The sequence below is a fragment of the Candidatus Anaeroferrophillus wilburensis genome, assembly GCA_016934315.1.
GTDB classification, from domain to species: Bacteria; Desulfobacterota; Anaeroferrophillalia; order Anaeroferrophillales; family Anaeroferrophillaceae; genus Anaeroferrophillus; species Anaeroferrophillus wilburensis.
Genome location: JAFGSY010000010.1, coordinates 91595 through 107418 on the forward strand (window position 1 = coordinate 91595; position 15824 = coordinate 107418).

General features: G+C 53.9%; 13 protein-coding genes and 1 tRNA gene. 8 read left to right on the forward strand and 6 right to left on the reverse strand.

From position 1 onward, the window contains the following. Nucleotides 1–17: 17 nt before the first annotated feature. The 3 genes from JXO50_02140 to rpmF all read right to left on the reverse strand — a co-directional run bounded on the left by JXO50_02140 (nucleotide 18) and on the right by rpmF (nucleotide 2469). Entirely contained in the window at nucleotides 18–1001 is a 984-nt protein-coding gene (locus JXO50_02140) for a ketoacyl-ACP synthase III (protein ID MBN2331884.1), read from the reverse strand. 8 nt (nucleotides 1002–1009) lie between these two features. After that, the gene (gene plsX, locus JXO50_02145) at nucleotides 1010–2092 is read right to left on the reverse strand and encodes a phosphate acyltransferase PlsX (protein ID MBN2331885.1); all 1083 of its coding nucleotides are present in this window, start codon (nucleotides 2090–2092) and stop codon (nucleotides 1010–1012) included. 194 nt (nucleotides 2093–2286) lie between these two features. Continuing rightward, nucleotides 2287–2469, reverse strand: coding sequence for a 50S ribosomal protein L32 (gene rpmF / locus JXO50_02150; GenBank protein MBN2331886.1), 183 nt, complete (start codon nucleotides 2467–2469; stop codon nucleotides 2287–2289). A 519-nt stretch (nucleotides 2470–2988) separates the two neighbouring features. Between rpmF and JXO50_02155 the strand changes: the two genes are divergently transcribed. From JXO50_02155 to rpoD, 6 genes are all read left to right on the forward strand, one after another. Beyond that, a complete protein-coding gene (locus JXO50_02155; GenBank protein MBN2331887.1) occupies nucleotides 2989–4002 on the forward strand; it encodes a DmsE family decaheme c-type cytochrome in 1014 nt (337 codons plus the stop codon). A 23-nt stretch (nucleotides 4003–4025) separates the two neighbouring features. Further along, entirely contained in the window at nucleotides 4026–5987 is a 1962-nt protein-coding gene (locus JXO50_02160) for an MtrB/PioB family outer membrane beta-barrel protein (GenBank protein ID MBN2331888.1), read from the forward strand. Between the two features lie 75 nt (nucleotides 5988–6062). Continuing rightward, nucleotides 6063–6431: a hypothetical protein gene (locus JXO50_02165; protein MBN2331889.1), complete on the forward strand. Its 369-nt coding sequence runs from the start codon at nucleotides 6063–6065 to the stop codon at nucleotides 6429–6431. Between the two features lie 325 nt (nucleotides 6432–6756). Beyond that, entirely contained in the window at nucleotides 6757–7626 is an 870-nt protein-coding gene (locus JXO50_02170; protein ID MBN2331890.1) for a DUF2520 domain-containing protein, read from the forward strand. Between the two features lie 204 nt (nucleotides 7627–7830). Further along, nucleotides 7831–9615, forward strand: coding sequence for a DNA primase (locus JXO50_02175; protein MBN2331891.1), 1785 nt, complete (start codon nucleotides 7831–7833; stop codon nucleotides 9613–9615). A gap of 217 nt (nucleotides 9616–9832) precedes the next feature. Then, entirely contained in the window at nucleotides 9833–11713 is a 1881-nt protein-coding gene (gene rpoD / locus JXO50_02180) for an RNA polymerase sigma factor RpoD (protein MBN2331892.1), read from the forward strand. Between the two features lie 68 nt (nucleotides 11714–11781). On the opposite strand, the gene JXO50_02185 is transcribed toward rpoD, so the two are convergent. From JXO50_02185 to htpX, 3 genes are read right to left on the reverse strand one after another with little or no spacing between them, the layout of a single operon-like run. Next, entirely contained in the window at nucleotides 11782–12429 is a 648-nt protein-coding gene (locus tag JXO50_02185; protein ID MBN2331893.1) for a ribulose-phosphate 3-epimerase, read from the reverse strand. A gap of 45 nt (nucleotides 12430–12474) precedes the next feature. Then, a complete protein-coding gene (rsmB, locus tag JXO50_02190; GenBank protein ID MBN2331894.1) occupies nucleotides 12475–13878 on the reverse strand; it encodes a 16S rRNA (cytosine(967)-C(5))-methyltransferase RsmB in 1404 nt (467 codons plus the stop codon). Nucleotides 13879–13901: 23 nt separating this feature from the next. After that, nucleotides 13902–14750 (reverse strand): zinc metalloprotease HtpX, encoded by an 849-nt coding sequence (gene htpX, locus JXO50_02195; protein ID MBN2331895.1) that lies wholly within the window; start codon nucleotides 14748–14750, stop codon nucleotides 13902–13904. 286 nt (nucleotides 14751–15036) lie between these two features. Here htpX and JXO50_02200 point away from each other — a divergent pair, with 286 nt between their 5' ends. Beyond that, nucleotides 15037–15576, forward strand: a complete 540-nt coding sequence (locus JXO50_02200) for a hypothetical protein (GenBank protein MBN2331896.1) — start codon at nucleotides 15037–15039, stop codon at nucleotides 15574–15576. Nucleotides 15577–15672: 96 nt separating this feature from the next. Beyond that, nucleotides 15673–15748, forward strand: a tRNA-Thr gene (locus JXO50_02205). Nucleotides 15749–15824 lie beyond the last annotated feature (76 nt).

Genomic DNA, 15824 nt, shown 5'->3' on the forward strand with positions numbered 1-15824 from the left:
GCTTGATGCGTTCGCTGTTACCAGCGGAGAACCATTGCCCCCCACGTGAGGCCGCCGCCAAAAGTATCGAGCAGCAGGGTGTCGCCGGGATGCAGAAGGCCCATGCGATTGGCTTCATCGAGGGCGATGGGGATGGAGGCGGCAGACGTGTTGCCGTATTTGTGGACATTGGTGAAAACTTTTTCCGGTGCCAGACCAAGGCGGCTGTCCACCGCTTTGATAATTCTCATGTTGGCCTGATGGGGGATGAAGAGGTCGATATCTTCGGGTGCAAGGTTGTTGTGTGCCAGGGCTTCGAAGGCGACCTCGGTGAGACAGCGAACGGCCACCTTGAAGATTTCGTTGCCCTGCATGGCAATATAATGGAGCCGGTCATCCACTGTCTGATGGCTGGCCGGTTGCTGCGAACCGCCGGCGGGGAGCATCAGCAGGGGACCATACTGACCATCAGCATGGAGGTGGCTTGAGAGGATGCCACGATCAGTTTTTTCCGTCCGCTGCAGGACTACTGCTCCGGCACCGTCACCAAAAAGAACACAGGTTGTTCGGTCCTGCCAGTTGACGATGCGGGAGAGAATTTCAGCTCCGACCACCAAAATGGTTTTGGCCGTACCGTTCTGAATAAATCCGTTGGCCGCTGACAATCCGTAAAGAAAGCCGCTGCAGACAGCATTGATATCAAAAGCGGCAGCCCCGTTGGCTCCTAGTTTATGTTGTAGAATTGATGAAGTCGGGGGAAAGGGCATGTCCGGAGTTACGGTTGCCACGATGATCATGTCCAGGTCAGCCGGGGTAACCGCTGCCATGGCCAGAGCCTGACGGGCGGCATGGCAGGCCAGGTCGGAGGTCTGTTCATGGTCGGCAGCAATCCGCCGTTCGCTGATCCCGGAGCGGGCCACAATCCAGTCGTGGGAGGTGTCCACCAGTTTCTCCAGATCGTGATTGGTGCGTATTGTTGCCGGCACATAGGAACCGGTGCCGGCAATTGCTGCTTTGGTCATTGCCATTGTTATTCAGAATCCTCTTCGTCGCGATCTTTGCTGATAATTCGTTCCTTAAGCTGGTTCCAGATTTTTTTCTTCGGCAGGAGCTTCTGAATCTCCTGATTCTTGTTCATCTCTTCGATCAGGTGATCGTTGACCCGCTGTTTGGCAAATTCGGCACTGAGACGGATGGCATTTTTGATCGCCTTCCTGCACGATGATCCATGGCAGATGAAACAGTTGCCGTTGACTCCCAGCAGGGGGGCGCCGCCGTATTCTGTATAATCAATTTTGGCTTTTACGTTTCGCAGGGCACTTTTGCTGAGCAGAGCACCAATTTTACGGGTAAATCCAGCCGAGAGCTCTCTCTTAAGGAGATCGGTTATTGCCAGGGCCAACCCTTCGCTGGTCTTCAGGACAATGTTGCCAACAAAACCATCGCAGACTACCACATCAATCTCGCCGGGATAGATGTCGCGACCCTCAATATAACCGATGTAGTTCAAAGAACTTTTCCTGAGCAGGGCGTCTGTTTCCCTGGTCAGTTCATTGCCTTTGCTGCTCTCTTCACCGTTGCTTAAAAGACCGACCTTGGGGGCCGTTCTTTCAAGGATATGGGTGGCATAGACGCTGCCCATTACGGCAAATTGGGCCAGGTGCAGGGGTTTGCAGTCAACATTCCCGCCCACATCGAGGAGAACGGTTGAGTTTTTCAGGGTTGGCAGGTTGGCGACGATGGCTGGCCGGTCAATATGTTCCAGCTTTTTCAGGCTGAACATGGCCAGCGCCATGGCAGCACCGGAGTTGCCGGCTGAGATCACTCCCTGGGCCCGGCCATCGCGAACCAGATCAATCCCCACCCTTAACGAGGAATCCTTTTTCCGCCGCAGAACCTTTGACGGCGAATCCTCCATGGTGATAACTTCCGAAGCATGCTGGATATAGATCGGCAGGTTTTTGATCTGATGTTTCTGCAGTTCGTGCTCAATCCGCTCCCGGTAACCAACCAGGATGACATGAATATTGTAATCCCGAGCTGCGTCCACTGCCCCGGCGACGATCTCCTCAGGGGCGTTGTCACCGCCCATGGCATCAACGGCTATTCTCATGCGCGTGGTTTTCCAGTTGGGGTAATGCGGCAAAAAAGGGCCCTCAAGCTTCTATTGGCACATTACTGTCATGCTGTCGACCGGCGTCAGGTTCGGGGCGCCATCAGAAAACGATGAAGCGGTGCGTGAAGTGCGGCTGCATGATGAAAATCTGAAAAAAAGCGGGATGCGGAAATGGGAATCGGACCGCCTTGTTAGTCAGTGCTGGTTGAAACGAAAACTTCCCCTTTGTAGGTGCCGCAACTGGCGCACATGCGGTGCGGGATGATCGGCGCCTGACAGGTGGGGCAGGTGGCATGAGCCGGACTGGTCAAGGCGTGGTGCGCCCGACGTTGTCTTTTTCTGGCTTTTGATGTTCTTCTCTTTGGTACGGCCATGGAAACTCTCCTTAACTATCGGTGTTGTGCGTGTGGCTGGATTATTGCCACATCAGCGTGTCGATGCATGTCTCTATTGTATGGTAATGATAACCGGCTGCCGGCCATTACGCAAGGGGAGAGTAATAAAAAAAATGTTAGGGATTGTCAAGTAAAAAGCAGTGGCTTCAGGGAGTTAGGCCGGGATTTTTCCTTTTTTTTCTGATGCTGTTTTTATTCTGGTCGTTGCAGGCTGTAATCCGGCGTTAAGTATTTGAATATAGCTATAATATTTTATTCACAAAAAAATTAAATAGTTTTCATTTATTAGTTGACATTATGGGTGAGTTTTATTATTTCTCCAGTCAGATTAGGAGGATTTAATGGTGTTTTGACTGCATAGTTGAGTGCTTTAACCCAATTTATTGCATCGATATATATTTGCCACATGAGAGAGGAGGTGATCGCTTACATTTTTTCTGTTATCTGCACATATAACGGAGAGAGGGTTTAACGAGGAATCTTAATAGGAGAGTGGTTATGAAAATAAAGAAAAATTGGTTCTTGCTGGGTATGGGCATGTTGGGGGCTGTTTTGCTCACCGCATCTGCCTGTACTACGTTTACCAGTCAGCGGGCCTGTACACTGCAGCTGCCGGTGCCCGTTGAAGGAGCCCAGTATGTCGGCAACGATGCGTGTGCCGATTGCCACGACCAGTTAGTGGCAACATTTGCTGGTTCCATCCACGACCGGATTCTGGCCAGCGAAACGGCCATCGGCATGCAGGGCTGCGAAACCTGTCACGGCCCGGCCAGCAAACATGCCGACAGTGAAGATCCGGAAATGGTTATCTCTTTTAAAACGCTCGATGCCGATCAGTCCTCCGCGGTCTGCCTCCGCTGCCACAGCGACGGCGAGCAGATGGACTGGGCCGGTACCGCCCATCCTTTCAACGATGTCGCCTGCACCACCTGTCACCAGGTGCACGATGCGCCGGTCAAGGCCGCTTCCCTGAAGCAGGCGGAGCCGGAACTCTGCTACCAGTGCCACCAGCTGGAACGGGCCAAGATGTACTATCCTTCCCACCACCCGGTGCGTGAAGGGAAGATGGTCTGCAGCGACTGTCACGCCAACCATGGTTCCATGGTCAACAACCTGAAAACCGATGAACGCCTCAATGACCTGTGCCTCAACTGCCATACCCGCTACCAGGGTCCGTTTGTTTTTGAGCATGCACCGGTTAACGATGACTGCACCATCTGTCATGATCCCCACGGGACGGTGGCCAACAACCTGAAAATTCAAAATGAACCGTATCTCTGCCTGCAGTGTCACGAACCCCATTTCCATTCAGGGCGGACTGGTATCCCCAGTGGAACGATTGCTGCTCCCACAGGTACTGTAGACACGACGACCGTCGACCCGCGGGTTATCACTGAACATTCCTGGGGCCAGGCCTATGCCACCAAGTGTACCCAGTGCCACGTACAGATTCATGGCAGTGACCTGCCGTCCCAGACAGTTCCCGGACAGGGTCGGGGCTTAACCAGATAATGGCGTGAAAGTAAGGAGGAATCATGAAACGGATTGCTTTATTGTCTCTGTTGGCAGTCTGCCTGATCCTGGCACCCAGCTTTGCCAAAGCCGACCAGACTACCGGGAAGGTGAGCGTAGGGTTTGAGGGTGTGGATGTGGACGACTCCAAAGAAGGGGCCGGCGAATTCAACCATCTGGAACAGGGGATTGGTGTTACCCTTGATGCCGAGGTGGATGGCTGGCAGAAGGGCATCAAATATGATGCCATGATAAATTACACTGAGGAAGATGAGATGTCCGGGGCGTTGAACCTTGATGTGAAGCGCTACTTCCGGACCGAAAACAGCTACCAGCGGTTCAAACACTGGCTGGAAAATGATGATCTGGTGAACTGGAATACCGATCCTGATTTTGCCTTTCCGGCAATGGCCCCCGACAATATGTTCTATACCGCGTTGGCCACCAAAGCGATCATGTGCCGTCCTGACCTTATTGGCGCCAACGTGGCGGTTGCCCAGCACGATTCCTGGGGTGAGGACCTCCATATCATCCGTGAGGAGTTCACCAGTAAGAATGAGTTCCTGATTCCCGGGGCCGAGTTTATCAAAATCCATGCCGATTACCGGCGGGAAACCCGGCGCGGCTATGAGCAGGGCCGGACGATGAACAAATGCTCCGGCTGCCATTTCTATGCCGAGGAACGGCGGGTCAATGAGCTCACTGAAGACTTCAAGATTGGTGCCACTGCCCACCTCGGGCTGCTGACCGTTGACTATACCTTTTTCTACCGTGAATTTGATGATCGTGCCACTGCGCCAACCAACCGATATGATACCGCCAGCAACAGCGGCGGCTTGGCCGACGAGAAGATTATCTGGGATAGTGCCGACACGTTCGCGCCCTACTCGGATGGTTATATCCCTTACGATGCAACCCCCGAGTCCGAAAAAGATTCCCATATTATCAAGGCTCAGCTGGCGCTGCCGCTCAATACCACCATTCTCGGTTCCTATGTCAATACGACGGTGGAGAACAAATCAGCCACCGAGTATAATCATGACTACGACAATGGTGCTTTCGCGGTCAGCGATGATCCGGAATTCGATTATGATCAGGCGGCTTTCCGGCTGACCTCGTCGCCGATCAAGAACCTTACTGTTTCCATGCGCTATTCCCATGAAGAGCTGGACAGCAATACGGTGGAAATTGATTACGATGATGCCCTTTTCGAGGCCTTTTTTGACACCGGGGCAACGGTTGTCGACCCTGCCACCTTCGGCCTGCATGGCTATGACCAGGAGCATGACGGTTTTCCCTTCACCCGGGAGTCGTCCCTGGATCGGGATATTGACACCTATGGCATCAATCTCAAATACCGCCTTTTTGCGAGGACCAATCTGCTGCTGGGCTACGAGCGGGAAGAGATCGACCGTGAGGATGAAGCCCTGGGCGAAACGGAAACCGATACCTTCAGTATCGGGATCAACAGCCGCTACTTCAAAAACCTGAGCCTGAGGTTGAAGTATCAGTATCAGGACATTGATGAACCGTTTGCCCACGAAGGGGCGGCGCTGGCCGATGCCGAAGCGATTGGCGCCTGGCTGGCGGCCGAGCAGGCAACGAATCCTGATCCATGTCCGGCGGCGCCTTATTCGTCTGCCCGTCTGGCTCTTCCGTGGATATCAGACGCCACCGAGTACTTTGTCATGTACAACAGCCGTGAGGCAACCCTGACATCTGAGCCGGAAAATACCCATGAGCTGACGGCCAACGCCACCTGGACCATTGCGCCCAAGCTGTCAGCCAACGTCCATTTCAAGTATCTCCTGGAAGAGGTGGATATGGATATCCCCGGGTTCTCCAACAGCTATGACAAGGAGATGTTCAGCCCCGGCGTTGACCTGTGGTTTGCGCCCACCGACCGGCTGGTCTTTACCCTGGCCTACCAGTTCCAGAAGATGGAGGATGAGACGTTTCTCTCCATACCAGCCTACGGCGGCTGAGCAGGCTCATTCCTGCACCCAAGTTTTGGGTACACACTGGATGAGATTGAGTACAATACCGACGTTCACACTCTGATGCTCAGCGCTGATTTTGAATTTTCCGACAAGTTGAATTTCAACGGCAGCATTGTCTGGAACAAAGGCAAAGCGGAAATGGATGATGTTAATGCCGGAACCTATACCGGTGCCAATCCTGGCGCGACGGCGACCGACCCCGGTTTTGCTGGTATGAACCATTACGTTGCGCTGCCGGCTTTTGAAGAGTATTCCGATCTGGAGATCAACCAGGTTGAATACAGCCTGGGCGCTGTCTACAATCTTACTGACAGCATCAGCTTCAACCTCAACGCCAGCTACCTGGATTACAGTGATGACGAGCCGTACCTGTACGATACCGACGGCGATGTAATCTATGTTAATGGCGGCATGACCATGCGTTTCTAATACATTGGTCATCGTAGCGTGAAAAGGGAAGTGCCGTTTGGCACTTCCCTTTTTTTATTTGACAGGGGCAGATTCGGTCGATAGATAGATGGTTCAACCAATGTGATCGCCGGGTGCGACTGGATGCCGGTTCAAAGCGGTTTTCGGCAGTCAGCCTCGGAGCCGGCCAGGGGTGGCCGGCGAGAATAAGCGTGAACCGGCATCCAGCCGTACTATCCGCAAAACGAACCGCTTGCCGCTGTTGATTTTCTGGAGGGTTGCCAGTGTATTGTGTGGCTCGAATCCGGGAAACGGCGGCAATGAGCGTGAAGAAAGGGGTTCTTGTATGGCAGAAACCTTGGCGTTTATCGGCATGGGCCGGGTGGGGAGCGCCCTGGCGGTGTTGCTTGAGCGGGCCGGTTTTTCGGTAGCTGCAGTGTGCGACCGCAACCAGGAAAAACTTGATCGGGCAGCAAAGGAGCTGACTGGTTCTCCCTTATGCACCACCGACCCCACCGCGGCGGCCGCTGCGGCCCAGGTGGTTTTTCTCACCACCCAGGATCGCTTCATCGAAACTGTCTGTTGCCAACTGGCGGCGGCCGGGGCGATCCGCGCTTCCCAGCTGTTTGCCCATGCGAGCGGCTCCCTGACGGCTATAGTTTTGCATTCAGCCGCCGCCGAGGGAGCCAAAACCTTTTCCCTCCATCCCCTGCAAAGCATTGCCGATCCGGCTGCGGCCATCAGGGTGCTGCCGGGCTCCTACTACTGTTTTGAGGGTGATGACGGTGCTTACTCTCTGGCTGTCCGGCTGGTGGCCGCCCTTGATGGCCATCTCTTGCGGATTGCCGCCGCTGACAAACCCCTCTACCATGCCGCGGCGGTAGTCGCCTCCAACTTTTTTATTGCCCTGGAGTATCTGGCGATCTCGATGATGGAGCAGGTGGGGGCTGACCCCCAAAGTGCCCGGGAGATGCTTCTGCCATTGATTCGCGGCAGCCTCGAAAATCTGGCCCAAAGCGGGCCGGTGGAAGCACTGACCGGCCCTATCGTCCGTGGTGATAACGAGACTATTGCCGGTCATCTCCGGGCACTGGAAGAAAAGATGCCGCACTATGTTGGCATCTACAAAGGAATGGCCCGCCTGAACGTTGAGCTGGCCGGCAAAAAAAGTGGGGTGACCCTTGATGATTTTTCGGGAACGCTGGCAGATGGCTGAGCCATCAGCGATGCTGGCCAGGGATTTATGTATGTACTGTCAGCGGTGCACGGTGAGGTAATCTGCGGAGAAAATCTAGCGGATAAAGATCTTGACAAATCAACGGAATGCCTGTATGGCTCTGTGTTCGTGTTTTACCATCAGCATAATATGCAATTCCGGCTGTAGGGGGTTTTCTTTACAGCCTTTTCCTATTTTCCCTACATGACATCATACTTTTTTCCTCCAGAATTTGTCGACGATCTGCGTGAGCGGGTGGACATAGTCGAGGTTGTTGCCGACTATGTTTCACTGGTGAAGAGCGGCAGCAATTACAAGGGGCTCTGCCCCTTTCATGGGGAAAAAACCCCCTCATTCATGGTCCATGGCGGGAAGGGGATTTATCACTGTTTTGGCTGTGGGGTTGGCGGTGACGCGATTTCATTTATCAGGAAGATGGATAATCTCCCTTATCCGGAGGCTATCCTTCGTTTGGCGCTCCGCTGCGGTCTTGACGTAGCCCCCTATGAGCAGCATGGTTCCGGAACGGAAAATGCTGCTGAACAGCAATCATTGAAAAAACAGCTGGCGGTGGTGCTGGAACGGGCTCATATTTTCTACCGGCGCCAGTTGCAGCGGTCGCTGGACGGCCCTGTCGGCGCATATCTGAAAAAACGGGGGCTGACGGAAGCTGATGCCGATCAGTTTGCCCTTGGTTATGCTCCGGAGGGTTGGGACAATCTGGTCAAGGCGATAAAAAAGCCAGCTGACCTTGACATTGCCGTCCAGGCAGGCTTAATTGTAAAAAAGGAAAACGGTAAGGTTTTTGATCGGTTCAGGGACCGGCTGATGTTCCCCATCCGGGATGTTGCGGGTCGGGTTGTGGGTTTTGGCGGCCGGACTTTGGCTGATGCGGAGCCGAAGTATCTCAACTCTCCCGAGTCACCGTTGTTTCAGAAGCGCCGGCTTCTCTATGACCTGTTTCATGCTAAGCGCGCCATAGGTGAACAGGGCCAGGTTTTTATGGTGGAAGGCTATATGGATGCCCTTTCCCTATATGCCCGCGGAATTCATAATGTGGTGGCTACCCTGGGGACAGCGCTCTCCCAGGAGCATCTTACCCTGGTAAAACGATACGGTAACCGGATTGCCGTATTTTTTGATAACGACCAGGCAGGCATGGCAGCTGCTTGCCGTGCGCTGCCGATTTTTTTGGCAGCCGGAGTGTTTCCTTCTATGGTCCTGCTGCCGGCCGGCGTGAAGGACCCTGATCAGTTGGCTCGTGATCTGCCGTCGGCGAAGCTGCACGAAGCATTGGCCGACCAGGTCGATCTTTTTGATTTTTACCTGGGCGAGCAGGAAAGCAAAGCCCGTGGCAAAGGCTATGCTGAACGGCTGGCTGTTCTGGAGGAGATTGTCAGGCTTATTGGGGTCATCCCTGATCAGGGCATGGCGGGTATGACTCTGCGGACCGTTGCCGACCGGCTGCACCTGGCCGAGGAGGTTGTCCTGGAGGTTCTGCAGAAGCTCAGGAAGCAGCAGAGAAAGAGGTCCTCCTCTCCTGGCCAGGATCAACCACGGGCCGCCGCATCACAGGAACTGGTGATTGATCCTGAAGATCTGATTCTGGGGGTGCTGAGCAGATTCCCCGGCCACCTTGATCGTCTCGATGGCATAGAGCAGTTTTTTGAGCGGGAGCTGTCGAGTGTTTTCCTTCCCCTGCTGCGGCTTGCGGACGAGGGTGAACAGAAACTCGCGGGAATTTTTGCTTCTCACCCGCAGCACGATGAGTTGCTGACCCTTTACTCCAGGTTGGCAATGATGAATCTTCCTGAAGATGAGGAAATTGCCCTTAAAGTCCTGGATGATTGCCGGGATAAATTGAAAATGCAGCATTTTCACAAGCAAAAGCAGGCAATAGATCGTCGCATTGCAGAGTGTTCTGATGATGAGGCTTTGGTCGAGTTGCTGCGTTCTAAAATGGAGGTCATCCAGCGTTACAAAAAATAGCGACGGCAGGCAACGATTGTCTCCATGAGGTAAAGAGATAATTATCGAAATTTTCCTGGGCAGGGCGAACAGGTCATAGGGTAAGACGGGACAGTACCTTATTCTGGCGAAAGTTGGATTACGATGAAACAGGCACATGGTGCTATCAGAATAAACGAGGGAATGCATGAGTGACAGCAAAAGCGGCGCAGTATTGACTGGTACCGATAAGGAAATGTTGGCAAAAATTGATATCAAGGGCTTGAACCAGTTGGTGAAGCAGGGAAAAGAGAAAGGTTACCTTTCCTATAGTGAGATCAATAATATTCTGCCAGCTGAAGCTGTTTCGCCGGAAAAACTGGATGAGATTATCATGCTTTTTTCCGACATGGATGTGGAAATTATTGATGCCGAAAAACAACTGCGTGTTGCGGGAGCCGGCGACAGTTTGGACAGTGATGAAGATGATGATGTTGATGAAAAGGAGAGCACTGCCACCCTGCAGGTAACTAGCGATCGCCAGCATGATCCGGTTCGCATGTATTTATGGGAAATGGGATCGGTTCCGCTGTTAACCCGTGAGGGTGAAGTTGAAATAGCTAAAAAGATTGATGAAGGTGAACACGAGGTTGTCAAGACCCTGCTTAAATCGTATCTGACCATTGCCATGTTGCAGGACAAGGGAAAGCAACTGGAAGAAGGACTCCTGCGGGTAAAAGATATTACCAAGGATGTTGAAGAAGAGATTGATGATGACCTTGTTGTGGGCAATAACGAAGATGAAAATGGTGATGATGACGATGATGAGGGCGATGCTGTTGCTGATGCCCCTGTCGAGGCTGTTGAGGCTGGCGATGGGGCTGGTGACGATGAGTATCTGCGGCAGAAAATTCTCTCTCACATTGAGCAGATCGTAACACTCTTTGAAGATAACCGGGTGATTGTCAACCGGCTGAAGCATCCTGATAAGAGTCTCAAAAGTGTTGCCTCAAGGCAGGCATTGCGCGTCCAGATGAGATCCCAGGAGCAGGAAATTTTTACCTCCTTTGTAGCTATCAACCTGAAACAGCGGCATATTGATGAAATTGTCAGCACCTTAAAAGATTTTGTCACCCTCGGCCAGAGCCTGGGTAAGATGGTCGAGCGGCTGGAGTCTAATTTTGCCCTGCGGTTTCGCGTGCTGGAGAAAAGGTGCAAGCGTTGTCTTGTGGATGAGGCTGAAAAGACAGCGTTTATGAAGGAATTTTCCCTTAGTGCCGAGGATGTTGAGGATCTCATCTTTCGGGTGCAGAACCTGGCGGGAAAAATTCGCCAGATCCGCCAGGAGACCGGGTTGAATCTTACCGACCTTGAGCGGGTCAACAGCCGCTTGTGTGCCGGTGAGCGTCGGGCTGAGCGGGCTAAAAATGAGCTGATCCGGGCAAATCTTCGTCTGGTGGTCAGCATTGCCAAGAAATATACCAATCGGGGACTGCAGTTTTTAGATCTGATCCAGGAAGGCAATATCGGCCTGATGAAAGCGGTTGATAAGTTTGAGTACCAGCGGGGCTATAAATTCAGCACCTATGCCACCTGGTGGATCCGCCAGGCGATTACCCGGGCGATTGCCGATCAGGCCAGGACGATCCGCATTCCGGTGCATATGATTGAAACGATCAACAAGCTGATCCGTACCTCCCGCTACCTGCTGCAGGAGCTGGGCCGCGAGCCAACTCCGGCTGAGATTTCGGAGCGGATGGATATTCCCCTGGAGAAGGTGAAAAAGGTTTTGAAGATTGCCAAGGAACCCATCTCCCTGGAAACCCCCATCGGCGAAGAGGAAGACAGCCATCTGGGGGATTTTATCGAGGACAAAAAGGCCATCAATCCACTGGATTCGGTGGTAACCTCCGATCTGGCAAGCCGGACCACTCAGGTGCTAGCCAGTCTGACGCCCCGGGAGGAGAAAGTACTCCGTCTGCGTTTCGGCATTGGTGAGCGGTGTGACCATACGCTGGAAGAGGTGGGGCAGGATTTTGATGTGACCCGTGAACGGATCCGCCAGATCGAAGCGAAGGCTTTGCGCAAACTGCGCCACCCAAGTCGCAGCCGCAAGCTGAAAGGGTTTCTTGAGTGGTAAAAGAGGATGAGCCTTGTAAAAGGTGAGAGTTGACAATAAAGGCCAGCTGAGTATCTCAGCCGGCCTTTTTAATTACCCTTGAGCCGGGCGATGATGCCGGTGTAATTATCAGTGCTGAAAACCGCCGAGCCGGCGACAAAGATGTTGGCGCCGGCGTCATCCACCTCGTCGATGGTATCGACATTGATGCCGCCGTCCACTTCGATGATCACCGGCAGCTGCCGTTCGTCAATCTGCTGGCGGAGGGCGGCCACCTTTTGTATCGTGTTGGGAATCAGCCGCTGGCCGCCGAAACCGGGGTTGACGGTCATCACCAGCACGAGGTCAAGATCGCCGAGAATATCCGTCAGCACCGAAACCGGGGTGGCAGGGTTGAGTGAAACGCCGGCTTTGAGGCCATGTTCCTTGATCTGCTGCACCAACCGGTGGAGATGGACTGTCGCTTCAGCGTGGACGGTGATAATATCGCTGCCGGCCTCGGCAAAGGCGTCGATGTAGCGATCCGGGTTGTCAATCATCAGGTGGACATCGAAGAGCAGCTTGGTGTGCGGCCGCAATGCCTTGACCACCAAGGGACCGATGGTCAGGTTGGGGACAAAATGACCATCCATGACATCGATATGGATCAGGTCGGCACCGGCCTGGTCGACCGCGTGGATTTCTTCCGCCAGCCGACCAAAGTCGGCTGACAGGATGGAGGGGGCAATCATGCGCATGGGGCTACCTTTTACGGGATGATCCAGTGATTTTGCAGGTCTTGCTTACGCGTGGGTCAGGACAGCGGCGAAAAAACCATCCATGTTTCCCTCTTCATGGAAAAAGGTTTCCAGACAGCCGCTGGGTGAAAGCATGGGAGCCAGCCAGTCCGGCCCGCTCTGCTGCCGGGGGAGGGGGGAAAAGTACGGGTTGGCTGCCAGAAACGCACGTACCACCCCCTGGTTTTCCCTGATATTGCTGGTGCAGGTGGCGTAGACCAGTCGCCCTCCTTTTTTCAGGTATGTAGAACAATTCGTCAGGATTTGCAATTGAATTGTGGCCAGTTGCTCCAGTTCCCGCGGCTGTTTGCGCCAGCGCAGGTCTGCCCGGCGGCGCATGACTCCAAGGCCGGAACAGGGGGCGTCAACCAAGATGGCATCGAAGGAGCAGGGTGCGTAACCGGGTAATGGTTTGGTCAGGTCGGTCAGCAGAGGCTGGATGGAGTGCAGCTGCAGACGGCTTCTGGTTTTTTCCAGGAGCTCCAGCCGCTGTCGGCTGCTGTCAGCGGCAACGATGGTGGCTTGGTCATTGCTCAGTTCGGCCAGATGGCCGGTCTTGCCGCCGGGGGCGGCACAGGCATCGAGAATTAGTTGTCCAGGTACCGGATTGAGCAGATAGCTGATCATCTGGGCACCCTCATCCTGAACGGTGATGGTACCGTTGGCAAACGCCGGTGAGGCAAGCCACCTCCCGGTCTGCTGGCTTGTGAAGCCGTCGGGGGCATAGCGGGTAGGGATGATATCCCCAGTCGCCGCCGTTTCCGTCTGGTATCCGGGTATTTGCTGCAGAAATGCATCACGGCTGAGTTGCAGCCGGTTGACCCTGAAGGTGGTTCCGGCAAAGTTGTTTGCCTGGCGGCAGAGTTTTTCAGTTTGCTGATAGCCGTAATCCGCTAGCCACAGGGTGACCAGCCAGGACGGCAGGGAATGGGTGATGCCAAGAACCTCGGTCGGATTGCCGGTCAAACCGGCAAACAGGGTTTCTTGTCCAGTCCTCAAAAAGGTCCGCAGCAGGCCGTTGACGAACCCTTCACGGCCAGGGGTTGCTGCCTTGGCCAACTGTACCGTCTCAGAAACGACGGCGTAGTTCGGTGTGCCGCTGAGAAACTCCAACTGGTAAAGGGCCAGGCGCAGCAAGCTTCTGACTTTGGGGTCGACTTTTTTTGTGCGGCTGGCCAGCTGGTCGATAATCCAGTCCAGCCGCCGCCGCCACTTGATGGTGCCGGCCACCAGGTTGGTAATTCTGGCCCGGCCCTGGGGGGCAAGCGCTGATCCCTGGTGGCTGAACAACTGATCTAGGAAATGGTCGGTGGGTGCCGGATTGGCTTCCAGGGCCACCAGTGCCTGCCAAGCAATTTTGATGACCGACATGGTTGCCGCTTGCGATCCGCTTTTTTTGCCGGCCGACATGCGTGATAAATCTGCTTTTTTCTTCAGTTCCTGGCCATCCTTTCCAGGCGACTGATCCGCTCTTCAGTGGAGGGGTGAGTGGAAAAGAGCTGACTCATCTTGGCACCGGTCAGGGGGTTGACAATGAACATGTGGGCGGTGGCTGGATTAGCCTTTTGCATGGGCAGCCGTTTGCTGTAGGCGTCCAGCTTGGCCAGTGCCGCTGCCAGGTAGTGGGGATTGCCGCTGATGGTGGCGCCGCCCTCGTCGGCGAGGTATTCCCGTGAGCGGGAGATGGCCATCTGGATCAACATGGCTGCCAAGGAGGCGATCATGGTAAAGATCATCACAAAGATGATGTTGCCGCCGCCGTCTTCATCGTCGCCGAAGCCGCCAAAGATGGCTCCCCAGCGAGCTATGCTGGCGATCATGGAGATGGCGCCGGCAATGGTGGCGGCAATGCTGCCGATGAGAATGTCGCGGTTTTTCACATGGGTCAGTTCGTGGGCCAGGACCCCCATCAACTCCTCACGGCTGAGCAGCCTGAGGATGCCTCTGGTGACCGCTACGGCGGCATGTTCAGGATTCCGGCCGGTAGCAAAGGCGTTGGGAGTGTCCTGAGGGATGACGTACACTTTTGGCATTGGCAGTTCTGCCCGCTGGGCAAGCTCGCCGACCATGGAAAAAAGATCGGGATGAGTGGCGGCGGAAACTTCCTGGGCACGGTACATTTTCAAAACTATCTTGTCGCTGAACCAGTAGGAGCCGAAGTTCATCGCTGAAACAAGAACGAACGCGAAAACCATTCCCTGGTTGCCGCCCAGCATCCTGCCGACGAAAACAAAGAGGACCGTCAAGCCGGTCAACAGGGCGACGGTTTTTGCCTGATTCATAGTATGCTGGCCTCCTGATGATGTGGATAGTTAACGCCTTGAAGGTAAGAAGAGTGTCGTAAAATGTCAAGGTATTTGTCCTGCTAGAGGGATTAAAAACGGCTAATGGCATCCTGTTGCGGTATCTGGTGCTTGTGGACTGTTTTGCCGGGAAAAACAGCTGGTTGTCGAGGGTGGAGTTGCCATGCAGGTAAAAAAATGTCATAGTGATATAATATTTGGTCTTCATAAGACGATGAGATGAAAGGATGAAAAAATGAAAACATTTGCTCGTTTTTGGCTGCTTATGAGGGCTGTTGCCCTGTTGATAGCGATTTTTATGGTCGTCCTGTTTCCAGGGAATCTGCATGCCGCTTCTGCTGAGGAGATTACCATCGGCGTCGATGCAACCCTCAAACGGTTTCGTCAGGAAGTTCCCGGAGGGGGAGAATTTCTCAAAAAAGCCAAAGGCGTCCTGGCGTTTCCCAAGGTCTATAAAGCCGGTTTTGGTGTTGGCGGCGAATATGGTGAGGGAGCGCTGCGGATCGGTGGCAAGACCACAGCCTACTACAGTACCGCTGCCGCCTCAATTGGTTTCCAGCTTGGGGCACAGTCAAAATCGGTTGTGCTGGTGTTTATGCAGGAGCAGGCCCTGGCTGATTTTCAGCGGAGCAAGGGATGGAAAGCCGGCGTCGACGGTTCCGTTGCCCTGGTCAAGTGGGGGGCCGGTGAAGACATCAATACAATCGATATCAAGGACCCTGTGGTCGGCTTTGTCTTCAGCAACAAAGGTCTGATGTATAACCTGACCATTGAGGGGGCAAAATTCACCCGGATTCACCGCTGAATGGCTGTCTGTTGCCGCCCGCAATCTGCCTCAAGATCAGCGATATTCGCTTGACTTGGCTGGAATTCCCATGCTAGAAAATGTCCCTCATGGTGTGCCGATGTAGCTCAGGTGGTAGAGCAACTGATTCGTAATCAGTAGGTCAGCGGTTCAAGTCCGCTCATCGGCTCCAGATAATATCAAGCACTTAGCAAGCTCTGCTAGGTGCTTTTTCTTTTTCAAAATTCGCTTACCCCACAATTTACCCC

Bases quoted from the DNA above. Each gene is read 5' to 3' on its own strand.
- JXO50_02140 (MBN2331884.1), bottom strand. From the start codon at position 1,001: ATGACCAAAGCAGCAATTGCCGGCACCGGTTCCTATGTGCCGGCAACA.
- plsX (MBN2331885.1), bottom strand. From the start codon at position 2,092: ATGAGAATAGCCGTTGATGCCATGGGCGGTGACAACGCCCCTGAGGAG.
- rpmF (MBN2331886.1), bottom strand. From the start codon at position 2,469: ATGGCCGTACCAAAGAGAAGAACATCAAAAGCCAGAAAAAGACAACGT.
- JXO50_02155 (MBN2331887.1), top strand. From the start codon at position 2,989: ATGAAAATAAAGAAAAATTGGTTCTTGCTGGGTATGGGCATGTTGGGG.
- JXO50_02160 (MBN2331888.1), top strand. From the start codon at position 4,026: ATGAAACGGATTGCTTTATTGTCTCTGTTGGCAGTCTGCCTGATCCTG.
- JXO50_02165 (MBN2331889.1), top strand. From the start codon at position 6,063: ATGCTCAGCGCTGATTTTGAATTTTCCGACAAGTTGAATTTCAACGGC.
- JXO50_02170 (MBN2331890.1), top strand. From the start codon at position 6,757: ATGGCAGAAACCTTGGCGTTTATCGGCATGGGCCGGGTGGGGAGCGCC.
- JXO50_02175 (MBN2331891.1), top strand. From the start codon at position 7,831: ATGACATCATACTTTTTTCCTCCAGAATTTGTCGACGATCTGCGTGAG.
- JXO50_02185 (MBN2331893.1), bottom strand. From the start codon at position 12,429: ATGCGCATGATTGCCCCCTCCATCCTGTCAGCCGACTTTGGTCGGCTG.
- rsmB (MBN2331894.1), bottom strand. From the start codon at position 13,878: ATGTCGGCCGGCAAAAAAAGCGGATCGCAAGCGGCAACCATGTCGGTC.
- htpX (MBN2331895.1), bottom strand. From the start codon at position 14,750: ATGAATCAGGCAAAAACCGTCGCCCTGTTGACCGGCTTGACGGTCCTC.
- JXO50_02200 (MBN2331896.1), top strand. From the start codon at position 15,037: ATGAGGGCTGTTGCCCTGTTGATAGCGATTTTTATGGTCGTCCTGTTT.